The 18194-nt window shown below is 50.4% G+C and carries 17 protein-coding genes; 11 read left to right on the top strand and 6 right to left on the bottom strand.

What is annotated here, in order from left to right:
* The first annotated feature begins 8 nt into the window (after positions 1 to 8).
* Positions 9 to 863: a universal stress protein gene (locus KH703_RS05865; protein WP_304294900.1), complete on the top strand. Its 855-nt coding sequence runs from the start codon at positions 9 to 11 to the stop codon at positions 861 to 863.
* Positions 864 to 1267: 404 nt separating this feature from the next.
* Complete coding sequence (locus tag KH703_RS05860) at positions 1268 to 1735, top strand: hypothetical protein (RefSeq protein WP_304294899.1); 468 nt, start codon at positions 1268 to 1270, stop codon at positions 1733 to 1735.
* Positions 1736 to 1860: 125 nt separating this feature from the next.
* On the opposite strand, the gene KH703_RS05855 is transcribed toward KH703_RS05860, so the two are convergent.
* Genes KH703_RS05855 through dcd form a run of 4 tightly spaced genes read right to left on the bottom strand, consistent with a single transcriptional unit; the run spans position 1861 to position 6853 of the window.
* Complete coding sequence (locus tag KH703_RS05855) at positions 1861 to 3000, bottom strand: cation:proton antiporter (protein WP_304294898.1); 1140 nt, start codon at positions 2998 to 3000, stop codon at positions 1861 to 1863.
* On the bottom strand, positions 2997 to 4058 hold the full coding sequence (locus KH703_RS05850) for a hypothetical protein (protein ID WP_304294896.1): 1062 nt from the start codon (positions 4056 to 4058) through the stop codon (positions 2997 to 2999). Before KH703_RS05850 ends, KH703_RS05855 begins: the two co-directional genes overlap by 4 nt.
* On the bottom strand, positions 4055 to 6286 hold the full coding sequence (gene topA / locus KH703_RS05845; protein WP_304294895.1) for a type I DNA topoisomerase: 2232 nt from the start codon (positions 6284 to 6286) through the stop codon (positions 4055 to 4057). The genes KH703_RS05850 and topA overlap by 4 nt, the downstream gene beginning before the upstream one ends.
* 3 nt (positions 6287 to 6289) lie before the next feature.
* A complete protein-coding gene (gene dcd, locus KH703_RS05840; protein WP_005871523.1) occupies positions 6290 to 6853 on the bottom strand; it encodes a dCTP deaminase in 564 nt (187 codons plus the stop codon).
* Between the two features lie 174 nt (positions 6854 to 7027).
* Here dcd and KH703_RS05835 point away from each other — a divergent pair, with 174 nt between their 5' ends.
* The 3 genes from KH703_RS05835 (at position 7028) to KH703_RS05825 (ending at position 10241) form a co-directional block, all read left to right on the top strand.
* Positions 7028 to 8026 (top strand): type II asparaginase, encoded by a 999-nt coding sequence (locus KH703_RS05835; protein ID WP_304295006.1) that lies wholly within the window; start codon positions 7028 to 7030, stop codon positions 8024 to 8026.
* A gap of 422 nt (positions 8027 to 8448) precedes the next feature.
* Positions 8449 to 8907, top strand: a complete 459-nt coding sequence (gene accB / locus KH703_RS05830; protein ID WP_304294893.1) for an acetyl-CoA carboxylase biotin carboxyl carrier protein — start codon at positions 8449 to 8451, stop codon at positions 8905 to 8907.
* Complete coding sequence (locus KH703_RS05825) at positions 8904 to 10241, top strand: acetyl-CoA carboxylase biotin carboxylase subunit (protein WP_291938702.1); 1338 nt, start codon at positions 8904 to 8906, stop codon at positions 10239 to 10241. Before accB ends, KH703_RS05825 begins: the two co-directional genes overlap by 4 nt.
* Positions 10242 to 10852: 611 nt before the next feature.
* Here the strand turns inward: KH703_RS05825 and KH703_RS05820 are convergent.
* Positions 10853 to 11443, bottom strand: coding sequence for a hypothetical protein (locus KH703_RS05820; protein ID WP_304294889.1), 591 nt, complete (start codon positions 11441 to 11443; stop codon positions 10853 to 10855).
* 66 nt (positions 11444 to 11509) lie between these two features.
* On the bottom strand, positions 11510 to 11800 hold the full coding sequence (locus KH703_RS05815) for a hypothetical protein (RefSeq protein WP_304294888.1): 291 nt from the start codon (positions 11798 to 11800) through the stop codon (positions 11510 to 11512).
* 237 nt (positions 11801 to 12037) lie between these two features.
* Here KH703_RS05815 and KH703_RS05810 point away from each other — a divergent pair, with 237 nt between their 5' ends.
* From KH703_RS05810 to KH703_RS05785, 6 genes are all read left to right on the top strand, one after another.
* On the top strand, positions 12038 to 13276 hold the full coding sequence (locus KH703_RS05810; RefSeq protein ID WP_304294887.1) for a M20 family metallo-hydrolase: 1239 nt from the start codon (positions 12038 to 12040) through the stop codon (positions 13274 to 13276).
* Positions 13277 to 13286: 10 nt separating this feature from the next.
* Positions 13287 to 14603, top strand: a complete 1317-nt coding sequence (locus KH703_RS05805; protein WP_304294886.1) for an amidohydrolase — start codon at positions 13287 to 13289, stop codon at positions 14601 to 14603.
* Between the two features lie 10 nt (positions 14604 to 14613).
* On the top strand, positions 14614 to 15312 hold the full coding sequence (gene pepE / locus KH703_RS05800; protein WP_304294884.1) for a dipeptidase PepE: 699 nt from the start codon (positions 14614 to 14616) through the stop codon (positions 15310 to 15312).
* Between the two features lie 11 nt (positions 15313 to 15323).
* Positions 15324 to 16670, top strand: a complete 1347-nt coding sequence (dcuC, locus tag KH703_RS05795) for a C4-dicarboxylate transporter DcuC (protein WP_304294882.1) — start codon at positions 15324 to 15326, stop codon at positions 16668 to 16670.
* Positions 16671 to 16681: 11 nt separating this feature from the next.
* On the top strand, positions 16682 to 17914 hold the full coding sequence (pepT, locus tag KH703_RS05790) for a peptidase T (RefSeq protein WP_304294881.1): 1233 nt from the start codon (positions 16682 to 16684) through the stop codon (positions 17912 to 17914).
* A gap of 96 nt (positions 17915 to 18010) precedes the next feature.
* The gene (locus KH703_RS05785; RefSeq protein WP_304294879.1) at positions 18011 to 18193 is read left to right on the top strand and encodes a hypothetical protein; all 183 of its coding nucleotides are present in this window, start codon (positions 18011 to 18013) and stop codon (positions 18191 to 18193) included.
* Position 18194 lies beyond the last annotated feature (1 nt).

The raw sequence follows: 18194 nt of genomic DNA, 5'->3' as shown, positions 1-18194 counted from the left end.
AGTATGAGATGCAGCTTAAAAAGATATTTTTCCCTATCGGCGGCGGCGAGGAGCTGGCAGAGCGTATACACGGAGCGCTGCTCGTAAATAAATTTTTCGGCACGCACATCAACATAATGGCGTGCCAGCTCGATCCCAAGATGATCTACAACGTCCGTATGACGCTAAAAGGCGGCGTGCTGATGGAGGAGTTTTTAAAATCTGCGGGCGATGAAATGCAGGCCGAGCGCGAGGTGATCAAAGCGATCTTCGACGCCGAATGCGCCAAGCTGGGCCTAGATAAAAGCGATGACGATCACGTCCCAAATAGCGCCGCTTTGAGGCATATGGTGGGCATCCGTTCCGAGCTAGTCGAGAAATACTCCAAGTATTGCGATTTAGTACTGGTCTCGGTGCCGCCTACGGGCTCTATCACGGGCACGTTCGAGGCGGCGGTCACCAAAAGCGGCAAGCCTTGTATCGTCATACCGCGCAAGCTGCGGGAGTTTAAGGTGGATAAAATTTTAGTCTCACTTACCGGCACTGCGGCATCTGCGCGAGCGCTCGATAATTGGCTGGAGCTTTTGCAGCACGCCAAATCTATCACCGTCATTACCGCAAATCACTACCTTCAGGATGATCTTGCCGAAACGAAGCGCCGCATAAGCGATTATCTGGCTCTACACGGCATTAAAGTCGACGTTTTCGAGGCGCTGAACGTCGAGGGCAAGATCCCGGGGCAGGTGCTGCTAGAGTACGCCGACGCAGGCGATTTCGATCTAATCGTCGCGGGCTTGCATTCAGACAGCGGCATCAAGGAGATATTCTTAGGTGGCGCGTCGAAATACTTCCTACAAAAGACGAAAATTCCGGTCTTAATGTAGCTTGAAGCTTTGACGCCGCGTCGCGGTACGCTGCTCGCACCGCGTCTAAGCTTAATCGGTTTTTAAGCGCCGCAAGCTAAAGCTTAAATTTTAATCGGCTCGCTTTGGTTTTATTAGCCCGTCCGCAAATCGTGCAGTTATGCTATTTTGCGGATGGGTTGCTGCGATTAATTTTATTGATAGCTTTGCTAACGAGCCGCGTTTGCTTTGCCGCGGCTAGCGAAAGCAAATATATCCGCGGCGAGCGGAGTTAGCGGTCGCGGCAAGCTCGTAGGTCTATCTTTAAGCGCGGCGAGTTTGAAGTTTCCATGCTTGCCGTTTTCGGCTGCGTCGCGAAATTTTGCATAAAATTTGCGCTTGAAATTTCTGTTTGCACGCTAAATTTTAAATTCCAAGGAGCGTAGATGGCGTTTGAAAATGCAATTATCACCAAAGAGGATGATGAGAAGTATGGATTGAGTAAAATATTTTATAAATATAATCCGCCGTATAAAGAATTTATTAACAAACGAAAATGGACTATTGACAAAAGTAGAAATTATTGGATGTGGTGTCTTCATAACTTTCCTAGTAATGAGTTTGATCATGCGCTTAGTACAGAGACTATTTGGATTCTATATTATAATAATAAATTCCTAGAGGTAATTATGGATTATGAAATTATTATAAACAGAACTTTAAAACCAGAAAAATTTCATAGAATCTGGAAACTCCTAGATTTAAAACCAAATCATACGCAAAATCTTAGTAAGCAAGATATTTTATGCCTGCTAAAAGAAATCTTGGAAGTATATAGGGACTGTGATTTGTGGAAACCGGAGCTGAATTATACTATGGAGCTACAAGACCTAACCGATTGCGGCGCAAAATAGAGCTTTAAATTTAACTTCATTTTAATCCCGCATAAAATCAAATTTCATAGAATTCTAGAATTTCATAGGACTTTAAAATTTTAAAATTCCAAAATTCTATAATTTCAAAATTTTAAAACCCCGCCCTAAAATTTCTTGTAAATAAAATTTATCAAAATCATCGACGCGAGCGCCTCTATGAGCGAGGCGATGATCATCGCGAAGTATATCTCTTGCGAGATCGCGGCGGTGGAGTAAAAAAGCGTCGCCGTGGCGATGACGAGGGTTAGGGGCATAGATAGCGATAGCGCGAAAAGCACCGCGCCTTTGCGCCCTAAGGTGCTTAAAAACGTAGCGCTCGCAAGCAGCCTGATGCCGAACATCAGCGCCGCTAGGCTCGCGGCAAAGCTCATCACTCCGGGCATAAGGAGCGCTTCTAGCTTGATCACGGCTCCGGTGTGTATGAAAAATATCGGCACCAAAAAGCCAAAGCCGAACGACGATAGCTTCTCGATGAGGTCGTCCTTGTGCGAGAAAAAGGTCGGCAGAAAGGTGCCTGCGATGAAGGCGCCGATGACGACCTCAAGCCCCAAAAGCATCACTCCGGCGCAGATGAGGCAAAACAGCGCCATCGCAAATCGCACGTCCTTTTCGTTTTTGTCGTACTTGGGCATAATGACCGTTTTTAGCGCAGGGAACCACCAAAATAAAATTTCAAGCCCTTTAAAAACCGCCAAGGCTGCCGCCGAAAAGCCCAAAAGCGCGCCGATGTGAAGCGCCATCTCCACGCCGAAGCCGTTTTTAAGGTAGATGCCGCCCACCGTGAGGGCGGCGATGCTGATGAGCTCGCCGATCACGCCCGCGGGCATCGCGAGATTGAGCCACGCTTGATCCTTGCCGTACTCCTTATACAGCGCCGAAAGCAGCCCGACGCTCATCAGAGGCGCTGCGATGATAAGCATCTGCGGCAGTTCAAACACCCAAACCGCAAGCGCGCTTAGGATATAAAGCAGCGCCAAAAAGATTAGGATTAGCCGCAAAATTTTGCGCGACATCGCAAGCAGCGCGCGGAAATCCACCTCGCAGCCCGCCAAAAACATAAGGTAGCAAAAGCCGATCTGCGCGGCTAGATCGAAGGTCGCGCTTGGCGGCAAAAGCCCTAAATTTGCAGCTATGATGCCGAGCATAATCTCCATAGGCGAGAGCGGAATTCTAGCTAAGCTAGCCAAAAAGGGCGAAGCAAAGATCAAAAACGATAGCGCGATTAGGACGTAAATCTCATTCATAGTTTTACCTCGCGTTCGCGCCATTTTAGAATTTTCTCGGGTGCGGCGCAGACGTGAAATACGCGGAATTTACCGCCCTGCGCCACGACGTAAGCAAATTCGAAAAGCCTCTTTTTGCGCCCGCAAATCTCGCCCGGATTTAGCACGAGCGCGCCGTTTTTATCCACCGCCGCAGCGAAATAGTGGGTGTGGCCGTAAATTTTGATAGTTGAAATTTTATCCGCCCCGCGCCCGTACAGACCCCGATTTTTACTTTCGCCGCTTGTATTGGTGCCCGAACTTGCGGTCAAATTTGAGTTTAAATTTGCGTTCGAGCTCGAGGCTGAGTTTGCGTCCAGATTTAAGTCTAAATTTGCGTTTGAGTTCACATCCGCGCCCGCATTCAAGCCCAAGTTCACATTTAGACTTGCGGACGACCACCCGCTTTTTAAATTCGCACTCGCGCTATGCGCGTTTTTGAAATTTTCATCTGAACGGCGCGCGCCATTTAAAATTTTATCAACGTCCGCAACATTAAAATTTGCGTCTAAATTTACCGAGCGATCCGTTGCTTTATAATTTGAGATTAAAATTTCTCTGTGATCTGTCCTACAGCTTGAGCCTAAATTTGCGCTGCGATTTGCTTCGTCGCTTAAGCTTAAATTTTTAGCTAGGCTCGCGCTGGAATTCCTGCGAGAATCTACCGCGCGATCCGTGTCCGTGCGTGAGCCAAAATCCGCGGCGAAGCTTGGCCTGTATGCTTCATTTTGCGCCGCGGGCTCCTCGTCAAAGAGATAAAACAGATGGTGCATTATTTTTAGTCGTAGCCTGGCAAACTCCGTGCAGAAGGGCTCACCCCGTAGGTTGAACTCATTTTTAAACTCGGTAAGCGCTTCGTCGTTGTTTCCTAAAACCGCGAAGTAGGGTTTGCCGCTTTGCCGCAAAAGCCGCAGCGTCTCGCTCGCGACGATGCCCTCTGCATGCACGAGCAGATCAGCTCCGCGCGCGAGCAGCCACTCTATGGCGCTGGCAGCGACCCCCGTTTCAGGGCGGGAGTCCGAGACGACGCCTATTATCAATCGATCTCTTCTTTAAGCTTGCACTGCGGGCACTCGGCGAAGTTGCCTTTTTTCAGCTCTTTGCGGAGCATGTATGAGTTGCCGCACTGCGGGCATGCGCGCGCAATCGGTGCATAGTTGCTCACAAAGCCGCATTTTGGGTAGTTCGTGCAGCCGTAGAATTTGCCGCGTCTGGAGAAGCGCTCGACGATCTCGCCCGTGCCGCAGCTCGGACACTTAACGCCGGTGGAGACGAGCGGCTTTTTCTCCTTTGCCGCGCCCTCGATTTTGCGCGAGTATTTGCACTTCGGATAGCCCTCGCAAGCGATAAACTCGCCGTATCTTCCCTTGCGCTTGATTAAATTTTTACCGCACTGCGGGCATTTCTCATCTAGCACTTCGGGCGCCGCCTTCTCCTCGCTCGCCCCTTCGGCGCTAGCGTCCGCGTTGCGTGAGTATTTGCACTTTGGATAGTTCGAGCAAGCGATGAACTCGCCGAATCTGCCCTGTCTCTTAAGTAGCTCGCCGCCGCAGTTCGGGCAGGTTTCGCCGATCTTTTCTGCTAGCTTTTGGCTTGCGATCGAGGTTTTTCCTTTGGCGATCTCGTCCATAAAAGGGTAGTAAAAATCCGCCAAAATTTGCTGCCAGTCCGCTTTGTTTTCGGCGATGTCGTCGAGCTTCTCTTCCATTTTTGAGGTAAACTCGCTATCGACGATGTTTTTAAAATTTTGCTCTAGCATCTCGGTTATCTTAAAGGCGATCTCGCTGGGCACCAGATGCTTTTGCTCGATATTTACGTAGTTGCGCGCAGTAAGCAGCGAGATGGTAGGCGCATAGGTCGAGGGCCTGCCGATGCCGAGGCTTTCGAGCTTTTTGATGAGGCTTGCTTCTGAATAGCGCGCCGGCGGCTCGGTGAAGTGCTGCTGCGAGCTTAGGCTTTGCAGGCTCATCGCGTCGCCCGCGCTAAGGCTCGGTAAAATTTTATCCTTATCCAGATCGCCGTAAGCCTTGTAAAATCCGTCAAATTCTACCTTGCGTCCGCTGATCTTAAACGCGCCCGCTTCGCCGCGTACAATGATCGTTTGGATCTGCGAGACGCTAGGGCTCATCTGCGAGGCTACGAAGCGGTTGTAGATGAGCGCGTAAAGGCGGTATTCGTCGCGAGGCAGGATTTTTTGCGCGAGCTCGGGTGTAAGCTTTAGATCGGTAGGCCGTATTGCTTCGTGCGCTTCCTGCGCGCCTTTGCTTTTCGTAGCGTATAAATTCGCGCTTTTGGGCAGATATTTTTCGCCGAAGCGCTCGCCGATTAGCTCGCGAGCCGCTGCGATCGCTTCTTTGGCGATATTTAGCGAGTCGGTTCGCATGTAGGTGATCGCGCCGCCGTTTTTGGTATTAACGCCCTCGTAAAGGCTTTGCGCGAGGCTCATCGTCTTGCGCGGATTAAAGCCCAGAGCCGTGCTTGCCGCCTGTTGTAGCGTCGAGGTCATAAACGGCGGGTAGGGGTTCGTCTTGCGTGATTTGCTCTCGATACCCTCTACGCTAAATTTGTCTTTTTGCAGCGTCAGGACGATCTCACTAGCCTGCGCCGCAGATTTGATCGAGAGTTTTTCCATCTTATCGCCGCGAAATTCCACGAGCTCGGCCTCCAAGTCCTTTTTAAAAACCGCGTCAATGCTGTGAAATTCTACCGGCTTAAAATTTAAAATTTCGCGCTCGCGATCGACGACGATTTTAAGCGCGGCGCTTTGGACGCGACCCGCGCTTAAGCCGCGCTGGATCTTTAAATTTAAAAGCGGACTTAGTTTATAGCCCACGATGCGATCGAGCAGGCGGCGCGCTTGTTGGGCGTTTACGCTTGCAATATTAAGCTTGCGCGGCGAGCTTAGCGCGTTTGAGATCGCGCTTTTGGTGATCTCGTGAAATACGATGCGCGGCAGCTCCTGCGCCTGCTTGCCGATCGAAGCTGCGATATGATAGGCGATCGCCTCGCCCTCACGGTCCTCGTCCGTCGCGAGGTAAATTTGATCCGCCTTTTTGGCGAGCGTCTTTATCTGCTTTACGATCTGATCGTGATCGGCGCTGATTTCGTATTCGGGCTCGAAGCTTTTATCTTTGATTTTGATGCCGAAGCGTTTTTTAGGAAGGTCGCGGATATGGCCTTTAGACGCGATTACGTCGTAATCGGCGCCTAAGAAATTTTTGATAGTTTTGGCTTTTGCGGGGGATTCTACGATGATTAAATTTTTCATTGCTTAATCCTTTAGAATTCTAGGCAGCGTGATGCCCTTTTGGCTTTGGTATTTGCCCTTTTTATCGCAGTAGCTTACCTCGCACGGCTCGTCTCCTTGCAGAAACAAAACCTGCGCGATGCCTTCGTTCGCGTAAATTTTTGCAGGCAGCGGCGTGGTATTGGAAATTTCAATCGTGATGTGCCCTTCAAAGCCCGGCTCAAAGGGCGTTACGTTTACGATGATGCCGCAGCGCGCGTAGGTGCTTTTGCCCAGGCAGATCGCAAGCACGTCGCGCGGCATTTTGAAGTATTCGATAGTGCGCGCTAGCGCGAAGGAATTAGGCGGCACGATGCAGACATCGCCCTCAAAATCCACGACGTTTTTTGCGTCGAAATTTTTAGGATCGACGACCGTTCCGCCGACGTTTGTAAAAATTTTAAATTCGCGCGCTACGCGTATGTCGTATCCGTAGCTGGAAAGTCCGTAGCTAACGACGCCGCGACCGATATTCTCCTCGCAAAAGGGCGCTATCATATCGTGCTGCTGCGACATCTGTCTGATCCATTTATCGCTTTTCAGTCCCATAAAATTTCCTTAAAATAATCAAAATTTTTCGCGCATTATAGCAGCAAAATAAAATATAATAAAAATTTTATGCTAGAATTTTGCTTAAATTATAAAAATTTTATCACTTTTTAAGGAGCAACTATGGGACTACTCAAGAAATTTGCGTTCATTACGTTTTTTATCGCGTCATCTTTGGCTGCTGCGAAGCCAAATATTTATATTTTAGCTACCGGCGGTACGATCGCGGGAAGCAGCGCAAGTGCCACGGAGGGCAACTATACCGCAGGCTCTAAGGGTGTAGAAGATATCTTATCGGCAGTGCCGCAACTGGGGGATTTAGCTACGATTAAAAGCGAGCAAATTTCAAATATCGGCTCGCAGGAGATGAATGATGAAATTTGGCTCAAGCTTGCAAACCGCGTAAGCGAGCTGCTTACTAAAAACGACGTAGACGGCATCGTCATCGTGCATGGAACCGATACGATGGAGGAGACGGCGTATTTTTTAAGCCTGGTAGTAAAATCCAAAAAACCGATCGTTTTGGTGGGCGCGATGCGAAATGCAGACTCGATGAGTGCTGATGGACCACTTAATCTATACAATGCCGTTGCCGTCGCGGCAGATAAAAACTCTCGCGAAAAGGGCGCTCTTGTAGTGATGAACGACGAAATCCACGCCGCGCGCGAGGTTACGAAAACAAATACTACTAACGTTGCGGCTTTTGCCTCGCCGAATTCCGGCAAAATTGGCACCGTAAATTACGGAGCCGTAAATTTCTATATGGCGCCGCTTCGCAAACACACCGTCGCAAGCGAGTTTAATATCAAGGATCTCAAAGCCTGCCCGCGCGTCGATATCATCTATGGACACGCGCAAGATAACGGCGATTTGGTCGATGCAGCGGTGCAAAAGGGCGCTAAGGGCATTATCGTAGCGGGCGTAGGCAATGGAAATTTATATCCGGATCTGCAGGCCGCGCTCGCAAAGGCTAGCGAAGCAGGCGTGATCGTTGTGCGCTCAAGCCGCACAGGCAGCGGCTCAACTAGCGTTAGCTCGGAGGTGGACGACGCAAAACTTGGCTTTCTAACCGCAGATAATCTAGATCCGCAAAAGGCGCGCGTACTATTGATGCTGGCTCTTAGCAAAACGAGCGATAAAGCAAAAATTCAGAGCTTTTTTGCGACACATTAACGCATAGGGCTTCGCGCGGATAGAATTTCAGCGCGGGGTTTTAAAACAAAATTTCAGCGCGAAATTTTAAAGAAAAGCAAGGCGTGGGATTTTAATATGAGCTCGGAGGCGAGATTTTAAAGTAAAGCACGGCATTTTTGCGCTCTGAGCTTGGGCATAGAATTTCGGTCGTAAAATTAAGCGTTAAATTTTTAAAGGATTTAAAATCATCCTGCGCTCTTGCTGCAAAATTTCGTGTTTTGCTTGCGAAGTTCGAGCTTAAAATGAACGAGGCAAATCGCAGCCTATAAATCCTTAAAATCAGTCCGCAAATTCTGTCGTAAATTCCGCTTCGCACTTCTTAAAAGCCCCGCAAAAATCCATTTAAAGAAACAATTATAAAAATTTGGCTAAAATTTCGTAAATTTTTTCAGGAGAAATTTATGACAAAAGCAGAAATCAAAGAGTTAATGGACTTTTTCGGCGAAAAGCAAGGCATTAACGAGCTAAAAATTAAAGATAAAGATTTTGAGATAGAGATAAAAAAATATGGCCCATGCGGTGGGAGCACGCCTCAGCTCGCCGCACCGGTACCTGCCCCGCAGCTTGCTGCGCCTGCGGTAAATGTGCTCGTGGGCGATAAGCCCGCCTCAAAAGGCGCGATGGATACGATCGACAGCCCGATGGTGGGTACTTTTTATAAAGCGCCAAGTCCCGGTGCGGCAGAGTTCGTGAGCGTAGGCCAGGTCGTGCATAAGGGTGATACGATCGGCATCATCGAAGCAATGAAGATTATGAATGAGATTGAGGCGGAGTTTGACTGCCGCATCAAAAAAGCTCTCGTCGAAGACGGACAGCCCGTCGAATACGCTATGGCGCTGTTTGAGGTCGAGAAGCTATGAGGGAGCTTAAAAAAATTCTAATCGCAAATCGCGGCGAAATCGCTCTGCGCGCGCTTCGCACGATCCAAGAGATGGGCAAGCAAGCCATCGTCGTGCACTCTACCGCCGATCAGGACGCGCTTTACGTCAAATACGCCGACGCGTCGGTCTGTATAGGCGGACCACGCAGTAGCGATAGTTACCTAAATATCCCCGCGATCATCACAGCCTGCGAGCTAACCGAAGCCGACGCGATATTTCCGGGATACGGCTTTTTAAGCGAGAGCCAAAATTTTGTCGAAATTTGCGCCAAGCACGGCATTAAATTTATCGGTCCAAGCGTCGAGGCGATGACTTTAATGAGCGATAAGAGCAAGGCTAAGCAAGTGATGATGCGCGCGGGCATCCCTGTAGTGCCTGGCAGCGACGGCGCGATCGCAAGCGTCGAAGAGGCACGCAAGCTAGCCGCCGAAATCGGCTATCCGGTCATCATTAAAGCCGCAGCTGGCGGTGGCGGGCGCGGAATGCGCGTGGTCGAGCGCGAAGAGGATATCGAAAAGCTCTTTTGGTCGGCAGAGAGCGAAGCGATGAGTGCATTCGGCGACGGCACGATGTATATGGAAAAATATATCACAAACCCCCGCCATATCGAGGTTCAGGTCTTGGGCGATGAGCACGGACATGTCGTGCATATCGGCGAGCGCGACTGCTCGATGCAGCGCCGCCATCAAAAGCTAATCGAAGAGAGCCCGGCCGTAATCTTAGATGAGCCGACGCGAAAAAGCCTGCACGAAACGGCGGTTCGCGCCGCTAAGGCGATCGGATACGCAAGCGCGGGAACGTTTGAGTTTTTATACGATAGCAAGGACAAGAAATTCTATTTCATCGAGATGAATACCCGCCTGCAGGTCGAACACACCGTAAGCGAGATGCGAAGCGGGCTCGATCTGATCGAGTGGATGATCCGTATCGCGCAGGGCGAGAAGCTGCTACCTCAAAGCGAGATAAAATTTAGCGGGCATGCGCTTGAGTGCCGCATCACCGCTGAGGACTCCAAAAGCTTTATGCCAAATCCTGGCAAAATCACCAAATACGTCGCCCCAGGCGGCAGAAATGTGCGAATGGATAGCCACGTTTATGAGGGCTACTCGGTGCCGCCTTACTACGACAGTATGATCGGCAAGCTCATCGTCTACGACAAGGACCGCGCGCGTGCGATCGCAAAGATGAAGGTCGCGCTAGACGAGCTCATCATCGGCGGTATAAAATCGACGCGCGATTTTCATCTTAGGATGATGAACAACCCCGATTTCGTGGATAATAACTACGACACAAATTACCTAGCCAAGCACTGAATTTAAAATTCCAAGGGATGATACTCTTGGAATTTTAAAATTTATTTGAAATTCTAAATTTAAGATTCCGCTTTAAATTTTTCATTTAAAAAGCTACTTGAAATTTTGTTTTAAAATTTTATTGCGCCGCGCTTTAAATTTTGCTATTAAATTTACCGCTATATCTAGATGGCGACGTGCTAGATACGCCATTGTGCCGCTTATGTATTTTACGATGAGATTGACGGCGGGCTCGGTTTAAATTTTACGTTCTGCGGCGATTGAAATTTAGAATAAGAGTCTTGCTACCGCAAATATTTGCTCTTGTCCATGCGGTTTGGCGCTGGTATGCGCCGCCACGATATTTTTCTTTCATACGTAGCGACCAGTTAAAATTTAGTATTGCGCGCTCTATCATCTATTTCGGCGACCGGTTACCGCCGTGCGCGAGTAAGCGGTATAAATTTACCGCACGAGCCGCTCGCGTCCGTTCGGCGTAAATTTTATCACGCTCGCCGTTGCGAGCGTGAGTAGTATCAAGCCGCAAATTTTAAACTATCTCGCCGCACGCGCTTGGGAAAAGGCGTCCTGCTTTGCGGGCAAAGCGCGCTAGGCCTTTAAACCGTCAAATTTCAAACCCCGAATTCCTCGTAAAATTTATTTAGATAATCAGCATAATAGAAGTTTTGATTTCTAGCGTCAAATTTGCCCGCCAGCTCCAAAGCCGTTTTGTAGTCGCCCTCATCGCCAAACGCGCTAACAGCGATGAAAAATCGCAGGTCGTTTAGATCGTCGTTGCTATCTAGTATGGCGTGCGAGTGCTTGCGAGCTAAGCTTAACGCCGTCTCGCGCTCATCCAGCCTAACGGCGATCTCGATTAGCGGCGCGATCTGATTTATCACGCGAGGATTTGACTCGATCGTCGCCGCGGCCTTGGGTAGCAGGGTTTTCGCCTCTTCTATCTTGCCTGTTTTAATCATGCTAAAAAGTATCGGCTCGGCAAGCTCCAGCGCCGCTGCATGCTCGCCGACAAAGCACAGATACGCGATCTCATCGCTTGCTTCGCACGCCTCGCAGTCGGCCATATCGTCTTTGGCGAGCTTTTTCCACAGCTCGTAGTTCGCCTTCGCCTCTCTAGCATCGCCCATGTCGATGTTTTGATTCATCAAAGCCTTGTAGTATGAGGCCAGCGAGAGCTCCATGCGCTCGTAGTAAAACAGCATCGCTTCGTTTGCCTCGTCTATGAGCTCCTTTTCGATTATAGAGCTTTTGGCGACGCCCGAGACTATTCATTTAAATTTCCACAGGCAGTCCGTAAAGTCGTCGAAATTTGGGTATTCGCTTTCTTTTAAATTTTGCGCGATGTAGTTCGTGAGCCATAAGAGCGCTCTGGTTCTTAAAAACGCGCCGAATTTTTCAAAATCGTCGTTTAGCACAAAGTCGCAAATTTGCGCGGCAAATTCGAAATTTTCCGCTTCTACGGCGTCTCTTATTGCGTCAAACAGACACTCCTCCTTATCTATCACGCTTTTAAGCCCATTTAGCTTTTCATAAAGCCCCTCTAGCGAGCCCTGTTCCATCCTTGCTCCTCATTAAATTTTTGCGATAATTATATCCGTTTAGTCTGAAGTTAAGCGGGCTCGTCGAGATTTTAAAGCCCAAAAGGCAAAATGAAATTTAAGCGCTATTTTTAAAACAGCTCTGCTCGCGCCGTTTTAGCGCCCTATTTGCCGCCGCGATAGGCAAATTTCAGCTTTGTTATATAAATTTAATATTAAAATGCCGTATTCATAAATTTTTTAAGAAAAGGGGAATTTATGGACATAAACATACAGCGCTTTAAAAGCGAGTTTGAGCAGATAAGCCGCTTTGGGGCTTTGGCGGGCGGCGGGCTTACGCGGCTTGCATTTTCGCGCGAGGATAAAGAGGCGCGCGACTTCCTCATATCGCTACTTCAAAAAGAAAATTTCAAGATCAAAATCGACGATACGGGCAATATTTTCGCTAAATTTAGCGGCGTCAGCAATCCCGATCTGCCGCCCGTCAGCGCGGGTTCGCATATCGATAGCGTGCCGCAGGGCGGCTTTTACGACGGCACGCTAGGCGTCATGGCCGCTTTGGAGGCGATCCGCGCAGTGCGAGATAGCGGCGAAAAGCTTGCACGACCGCTGGAGCTCATCGTCTTTGTTTGTGAGGAATCAAGCCGCTTTAAAATGGCTACCGTAGGCAGCAAGATAATTAGCGGCAAGCTATCGCAAAAGCGGCTGGGCGAGCTAAAGGATAAAGACGGAATTTCTCTGTTTGACGCCATGGAGGATTTCGGGCTAAATCCCGCAAATTTAAAAAGCTGCATCCTACCAAAATCTAGCTTTCATAGCTATATCGAGCTTCATATCGAGCAGGGGCCGGTATTGCAGCGACGCGATATCCCCGTAGGCGTCGTCACGGGTATCGCCGCACCCGTGCGATACGAGCTGCGGATCGAGGGTAGAGCCGATCACAGCGGCGCTACGCCGATGGATATGCGCTGCGACGCCCTGGCTTGCGCTAGCGAGATCGTTTTAAGCGCGGAAAGGATCGCAAAGGAGGGCAAAACCACGGTCGCGACGACGGGCTATGCAAATGCGCTACCCGGCGTGCTAAACGTAATCCCGGGCTCCTGCACGCTAGGTCTTGATATACGCGATATCGATGAGGAAGCGCTTAGGGCGGCGGACGATAAAATTTGCGCCGCGATAGATGAAATTTGCGCTCGCAGAGGGTGCGGATTTGAACTAAAAAATCTCATCAAGGATCGCCCTGTAAAGCTAAACGAAGAGATGATAGCTCTGCTTGAGAGCTGTGCCGGCGAGCTTAAAATTCCAAGCCTAAGACTTCCTAGCGGCGCGGGACATGACGCGATGAATATGACGGAGCTTGCGGATCGCGTGGGGATGCTTTTCGTGCCGTGTAAGGACGGTATCAGCCACAACGTAAATGAAAGCATAAACTGGGACGACGCGTTTGCCGCTACGAAGGTTCTAGCCGCGGCGATGTTAAGCTTAGCTAAAAAATAAAGGAGAGAATATGGATGCTATTGCACAAAAAGTAGAGGCGCTAAAAAGCGAGATGATCGGGGATCGCAGGTTTTTTCACTCGCATCCCGAGACGGGCTGGTTTACCTTTTTTACGACCGCGGTTATTGCAGATCGTATGCAGCGCTTGGGCTATGAGATAAAGCTCGGTCGCGAGGTGGTGAAAGCCGAAGCGAGGCAGGGCGTAGGTAGCAAGGATGCCTGCGAGAAGGCGAAGCAGCGCGCCGAAGGGCTGCTAAACGCAGATCAGATAAAATTTCTTGATGCGATGGAGGACGGGCTAACGGGTCTCGTGGCCGAAATAGACACGGGGCGCGCGGGCAAAACGGTCGCTTTTAGATTTGACATAGACGGCGTGGACGTGACAGAGAGCACGGACGCGGATCACCGCCCTTTTAAGGAGGGCTTTCGCTCCGACATTAGCGGCATTACGCACGCGTGCGGGCACGACGGGCATATCACGATGGGGCTTGCTTTAGCGAAGCTGATCGCGCAAAACTTAGACGATTTTAGCGGTAAATTTAGATTTATATTCCAAACCGCCGAGGAGGGCACCAGAGGCGCCGTAGGTATGGAGGCTGCGGGAGTTACCAAGGGCGTGGATTATCTGCTGGGCGGTCATATCGGCTTTCAGGCAAACACGATGAGAGGTATCATCTGCGGTACCAAAAAGCTACTTGCGACCACTAAATTTGACATAAGCTTAAAAGGCAAGTCCGCTCACGCCGCGGGCGCGCCGCAAAATGGAGCCAATGCCCTGCTCGCCGCAGCTGAGATGGCGCTTGATATGCACGGCATAACCAGGCACGCAGGCGGCGTCACGCGTATCAACGTAGGCGTGCTGCGCGCGGGCGAAGGACGCAACGTCATCGCGCCTAACGGCTACCTTGCGTGCGAGACGCGCGGCGAAAGCACGGAGCTGAATGAGTTTATGAAGGCTAAATGCATGGACATAGTGGAGGGCGTTTCTAAAATTTACGGCGTCAGCTACGACGTGCAGGTTACGGGCGGCACCGCGGGCGGCGATAGCGACGAGGCTACCACGCAGCTTTACGAAGATGCGGCGAAGGCATCGCCGTTTATCGACGATGATAAAATCGTAAGGGAGCTAAACTTCGGAGCGTGCGAGGACTTCGCGCATTTTATGCGCTCGGTGCAAGATGCGGGCGGCAAAAGCGGATATCTGATGATCGGCACGACGCTTGCAGCGGGGCATCACAACGCCAAATTTGACTTCGACGAAGACTCGCTGCTTGCGGGGGTGGACGTGTATCTGCGCTGCGCGTATAAGCTAAACGGCAAAGTTTAAAGGAGATGAGATGAAAAGAGCACTGCTTCTAAGCGCTTCTAGTTACAAAGACAGCGGCTATCTGAACCACTGCAAGGGGTGGGTCAAGGAATTTTTAGGAGGTCTTTGGGAGGATGAAATTTTATTCATTCCGTTTGCGGGCGTTAGGCGCACAAGCGATCAATACGAGCAGAAGGTCGCAGACTGCTTGGAGAATAGCAATATCAGATCGATCCATCGATTCGCCGATATGAAAGCCGCCGTTAGAAATGCCAAATCGATCTGCATCGGTGGCGGCAATACCTTCGTGCTGCTAAATGAGCTTTATAAATTTGATCTTTTGGGTGCGATCAAAGACGCCGTGGATAGCGGTACGCCGTATTTCGGCTGGTCTGCGGGCTCAAACGTCGCGGGCAAGACAATGATGACTACCAACGACATGCCGATCGTCTTTCCGCCCTCGCCGGTAGCTTTGGGGATCTTTCCGTATCAGATCAATCCGCACTTCATAAGCGGTAAAATTTCAAACCACAACGGCGAGAGCAGGGAGGAGCGGCTGGAGGAGTTTTTGATCGTCAATCAAAACGACAGCGTCTATGCTATGCCCGAGGGTAGCGCGTTTTTGATAAACGGAAACGAGTGCGAGGTGATGGGGCATGCGGACGTGCTGAAATTCGAGTACAAAAAAGAGATCTCGCGCATCGCCGTGGGAAGTAAATTCAAAATTTAAAAGGAGTTATCGTGCAGACTTTTAGGCTATTTTTGGCGCTTGTGGGTATCGTCGCAGTCGTCGCTTTACTGATCATGAAAAAGGATACTAAAACCGTGCTTATCGGCGTGGGTTTGGTGCTGTGCGCGCTTTGTCTAAAGCCGCTGGACGGGCTGGGCGCCTTTACCTCGTATATGACTAAAGCAGGTCTTATTAAGGCGATATGCGCCAGTATGGGTTTTGCCTTCGTGATGAAATTTACCGGCTGCGACAGAGCCTTGATCCGCTTGCTTACCAGGCCGCTTGGGAATTTGGGCTTTTTGCTGATCCCCATCGTCGTGGCGCTTACGTACTTCATAAATATCGCGATCCCCTCCGCTGCGGGCTGCTCCGCTGCGGTCGGCGCTACGATGATACCGCTTTTAATGGCTGCGGGCATTAAGCCTGAGATGGCGGGTGCGGCGGTGTTTGCGGGCACTTTCGGCGGCGTTTTGAGCCCAGGCTCGGCGCACAACGTATTCGTAGCCGATATGGTAAAGGCGCACAATCCTTCCTACACGGTTCAAGACGTCATTGCCGTGCAGTTTTCTAGCGCGATTACCGCTTTGATCGTAGTTTTGATCGTAATTAGCATAACGGCGATAGTTTGCAAAGACTACACCAAGGGGGTGAATTATCTAGCACAAAGAGAGGGCGGCGCAATCTCTACTGCGGCAAGCTCCGCCGCCGGTTCAAATTTGGACGCGCAGCCTCAGAAGCTAAATGTCTTACACGCGCTTATGCCGCTAGTGCCTTTGGTGATCTTAATCATCGGCGGTACGTCCAAGCTCAACACGATCTCCTTTCTTAAATGGACCAAGATGGGCGTCGCCGAGGCGATGCTACTGGGCGCTATCGTCACTATCGTCATTACTATGACCAACCCTCAAAAGATCACGAAAGAATTTTTCAAAGGCATGGGTAGCGCGTATGCCGATATCATGGGTATCATCATCGCAGCGGGCGTCTTCGTCGCGGGTCTTAGCGCGTGCGGAGCGATCGATTTCGTAATCGAGTGGCTGAAGGGCGAGCAGGGCTACGTAAAATTCGGCGGCACCTTCGTTCCGTTTTTTATGGGCGTCGTAACGGGCTCGGGAGATGCGGCGGCGATGGCGTTTAACACCGCGGTGACCGTGCATGCGGACCAGCTAGGGTTTGCGCAAGATAAGCTCGGTATGGCGGTTGCGATAAGCGGCGCGCTAGGCAGGAGCGCATCGCCGATCGCGGGCGGATGTATAGTCTGCGCGGGACTTGCGATGGTAAGCCCTATTCAGATCGCTAAAAGAACAGCCCTAGGTATGTTTCTATCCGTCTGCGTCATCGCATTTTTCATTTTGTAAAGGAGCTTAATATGGATATCGTGCAGAGGTTTTTGAACTACACTAAGATCAACACCACCACAAATAGAGCCGCGGGTGCTGCGGGCATAATGCCCTCAAACCCCAAAGAGCTTGAGCTAGCAGGCCTCATAAAAGGCGAGCTAGAAGCGCTAGGCATAAAAAATATCAGCCTTAACGAGAAGTCGATTCTGATCGCTAAAATTCCATCAAATTTAGACGCGCCCGCTGCGAGCATAGCGTTTTTTGCCCACCTTGATACCAGCGCCGAGCAGACGAATGATACCAAAGCTCAGATCGTAAGATACGAAGGCGGCGATATCTGCCTGAATAAAGAGCTAGAGATCTATCTTAAAGAGAGCGAAAATGAGGAGCTGCGAGATTACAAAGGAGACGAGATCATCGTAACGGACGGTACCAGCTTGCTAGGCGCCGACGATAAGGCGGCGATCGCTGCAATCGTAAATGCGCTGGAATTTTTCGTCCAAAATCCGCAGATCAAACATGGCGAGATAATCGCTTGCTTCGTGCCGGACGAGGAGCAGGGCTTGCGGGGCGCAAAGGCGCTGGATGTAAGCGAGATAGGCGCGGACTTCGGCTACTGCCTTGATTGCTGCGGCATCGGCGAGTTTATCTACGAGAATTGGAATGCGGGCGATTGCGTCGTTACCTTCAAAGGCCAGTCCGCTCATCCGATGAACGCCAAGGGCAAGCTCGTAAATTCCTTGCTTTTGGCGCATAAGTTTATCTCGCTGCTGCCCGCGGGCGAGGCGCCCGAATACACAGAGGGCAAGGAGGGCTATTTTTGGATCAAGGAGCTTAGCGGCAACAGCGCAAAGACCGTCATAAAGATCGATGTGAGGGAATTTGACGAGAAAAGATACGAGCAGCGCATGGAATTTTTGCAAAAAACTGCGGACGGGCTTCGCGCGATCTGGGGCGATCGGATCGAAATTTCGCTAAACGACCGCTATAAAAACGTCTATAACTTTTTGAAAAACGACGACGCGCCGGCGATACGCTTTGCGAAACAGGCTTTTAAAAGCCTAAATATCGAGCCCAAGATCAAGCCTATGCGAGGCGGCTACGACGGCGCCGTCATCTCCGCAAAGGGGCTGCCGTGCCCGAACCTCTTTACCGGCGGGCATAATTTCCACTCGATCTACGAATACCTGCCCGTAGGCTCTTTAAAAGCGGCGAGCGAGGTGGTTAAGCGGATCATAACGCTGGCGGCGGCGCGAGCCTAGCTAGGGCGCTTTCTGCTCCGCGCACAGATTTGATTTTAATTTAACTCGTTCATTCCGCCGCGAAATTTTACCCTGCATAGCGTAATTTTTGGTCCCGTGGCGACGGATGACGCGGGCTACGACTACGACGCGGCTTTTAAACGCTATCACTCGAGCGAGGAGATGGCGGAATTTCTGCTCGCGCTTTACGATAGCGACGCGTGCGTAGGCGCGGTGGATCGAAACAACTTCGAGTTTAGCTTGGGGGCTGCGCGATTTGACTATGCGGGCAAACGATAAA

The sequence above is a fragment of the Campylobacter gracilis genome (genome assembly GCF_018374135.1).
GTDB lineage: Bacteria > Campylobacterota > Campylobacteria > Campylobacterales > Campylobacteraceae > Campylobacter_B > Campylobacter_B gracilis_A.
Note: the sequence above shows the minus strand (reverse complement) of the source record. Positions and strands in the feature narration are given on the sequence as shown.

Excerpts from the sequence above, each read along its gene's own strand:
- KH703_RS05825 (WP_291938702.1), top strand. The coding sequence starts at position 8,904 with ATGAGGGAGCTTAAAAAAATTCTAATCGCAAATCGCGGCGAAATCGCT.
- pepT (WP_304294881.1), top strand. The coding sequence starts at position 16,682 with ATGGATATCGTGCAGAGGTTTTTGAACTACACTAAGATCAACACCACC.
- KH703_RS05860 (WP_304294899.1), top strand. The coding sequence starts at position 1,268 with ATGGCGTTTGAAAATGCAATTATCACCAAAGAGGATGATGAGAAGTAT.
- KH703_RS05820 (WP_304294889.1), bottom strand. The coding sequence starts at position 11,443 with ATGCTGTTTTACTACGAGCGCATGGAGCTCTCGCTGGCCTCATACTAC.
- KH703_RS05810 (WP_304294887.1), top strand. The coding sequence starts at position 12,038 with ATGGACATAAACATACAGCGCTTTAAAAGCGAGTTTGAGCAGATAAGC.
- KH703_RS05855 (WP_304294898.1), bottom strand. The coding sequence starts at position 3,000 with ATGAATGAGATTTACGTCCTAATCGCGCTATCGTTTTTGATCTTTGCT.
- topA (WP_304294895.1), bottom strand. The coding sequence starts at position 6,286 with ATGAAAAATTTAATCATCGTAGAATCCCCCGCAAAAGCCAAAACTATC.
- KH703_RS05865 (WP_304294900.1), top strand. The coding sequence starts at position 9 with ATGCAGCTTAAAAAGATATTTTTCCCTATCGGCGGCGGCGAGGAGCTG.
- KH703_RS05805 (WP_304294886.1), top strand. The coding sequence starts at position 13,287 with ATGGATGCTATTGCACAAAAAGTAGAGGCGCTAAAAAGCGAGATGATC.
- dcd (WP_005871523.1), bottom strand. The coding sequence starts at position 6,853 with ATGGGACTGAAAAGCGATAAATGGATCAGACAGATGTCGCAGCAGCAC.
- accB (WP_304294893.1), top strand. The coding sequence starts at position 8,449 with ATGACAAAAGCAGAAATCAAAGAGTTAATGGACTTTTTCGGCGAAAAG.
- KH703_RS05815 (WP_304294888.1), bottom strand. The coding sequence starts at position 11,800 with ATGGAACAGGGCTCGCTAGAGGGGCTTTATGAAAAGCTAAATGGGCTT.
- pepE (WP_304294884.1), top strand. The coding sequence starts at position 14,614 with ATGAAAAGAGCACTGCTTCTAAGCGCTTCTAGTTACAAAGACAGCGGC.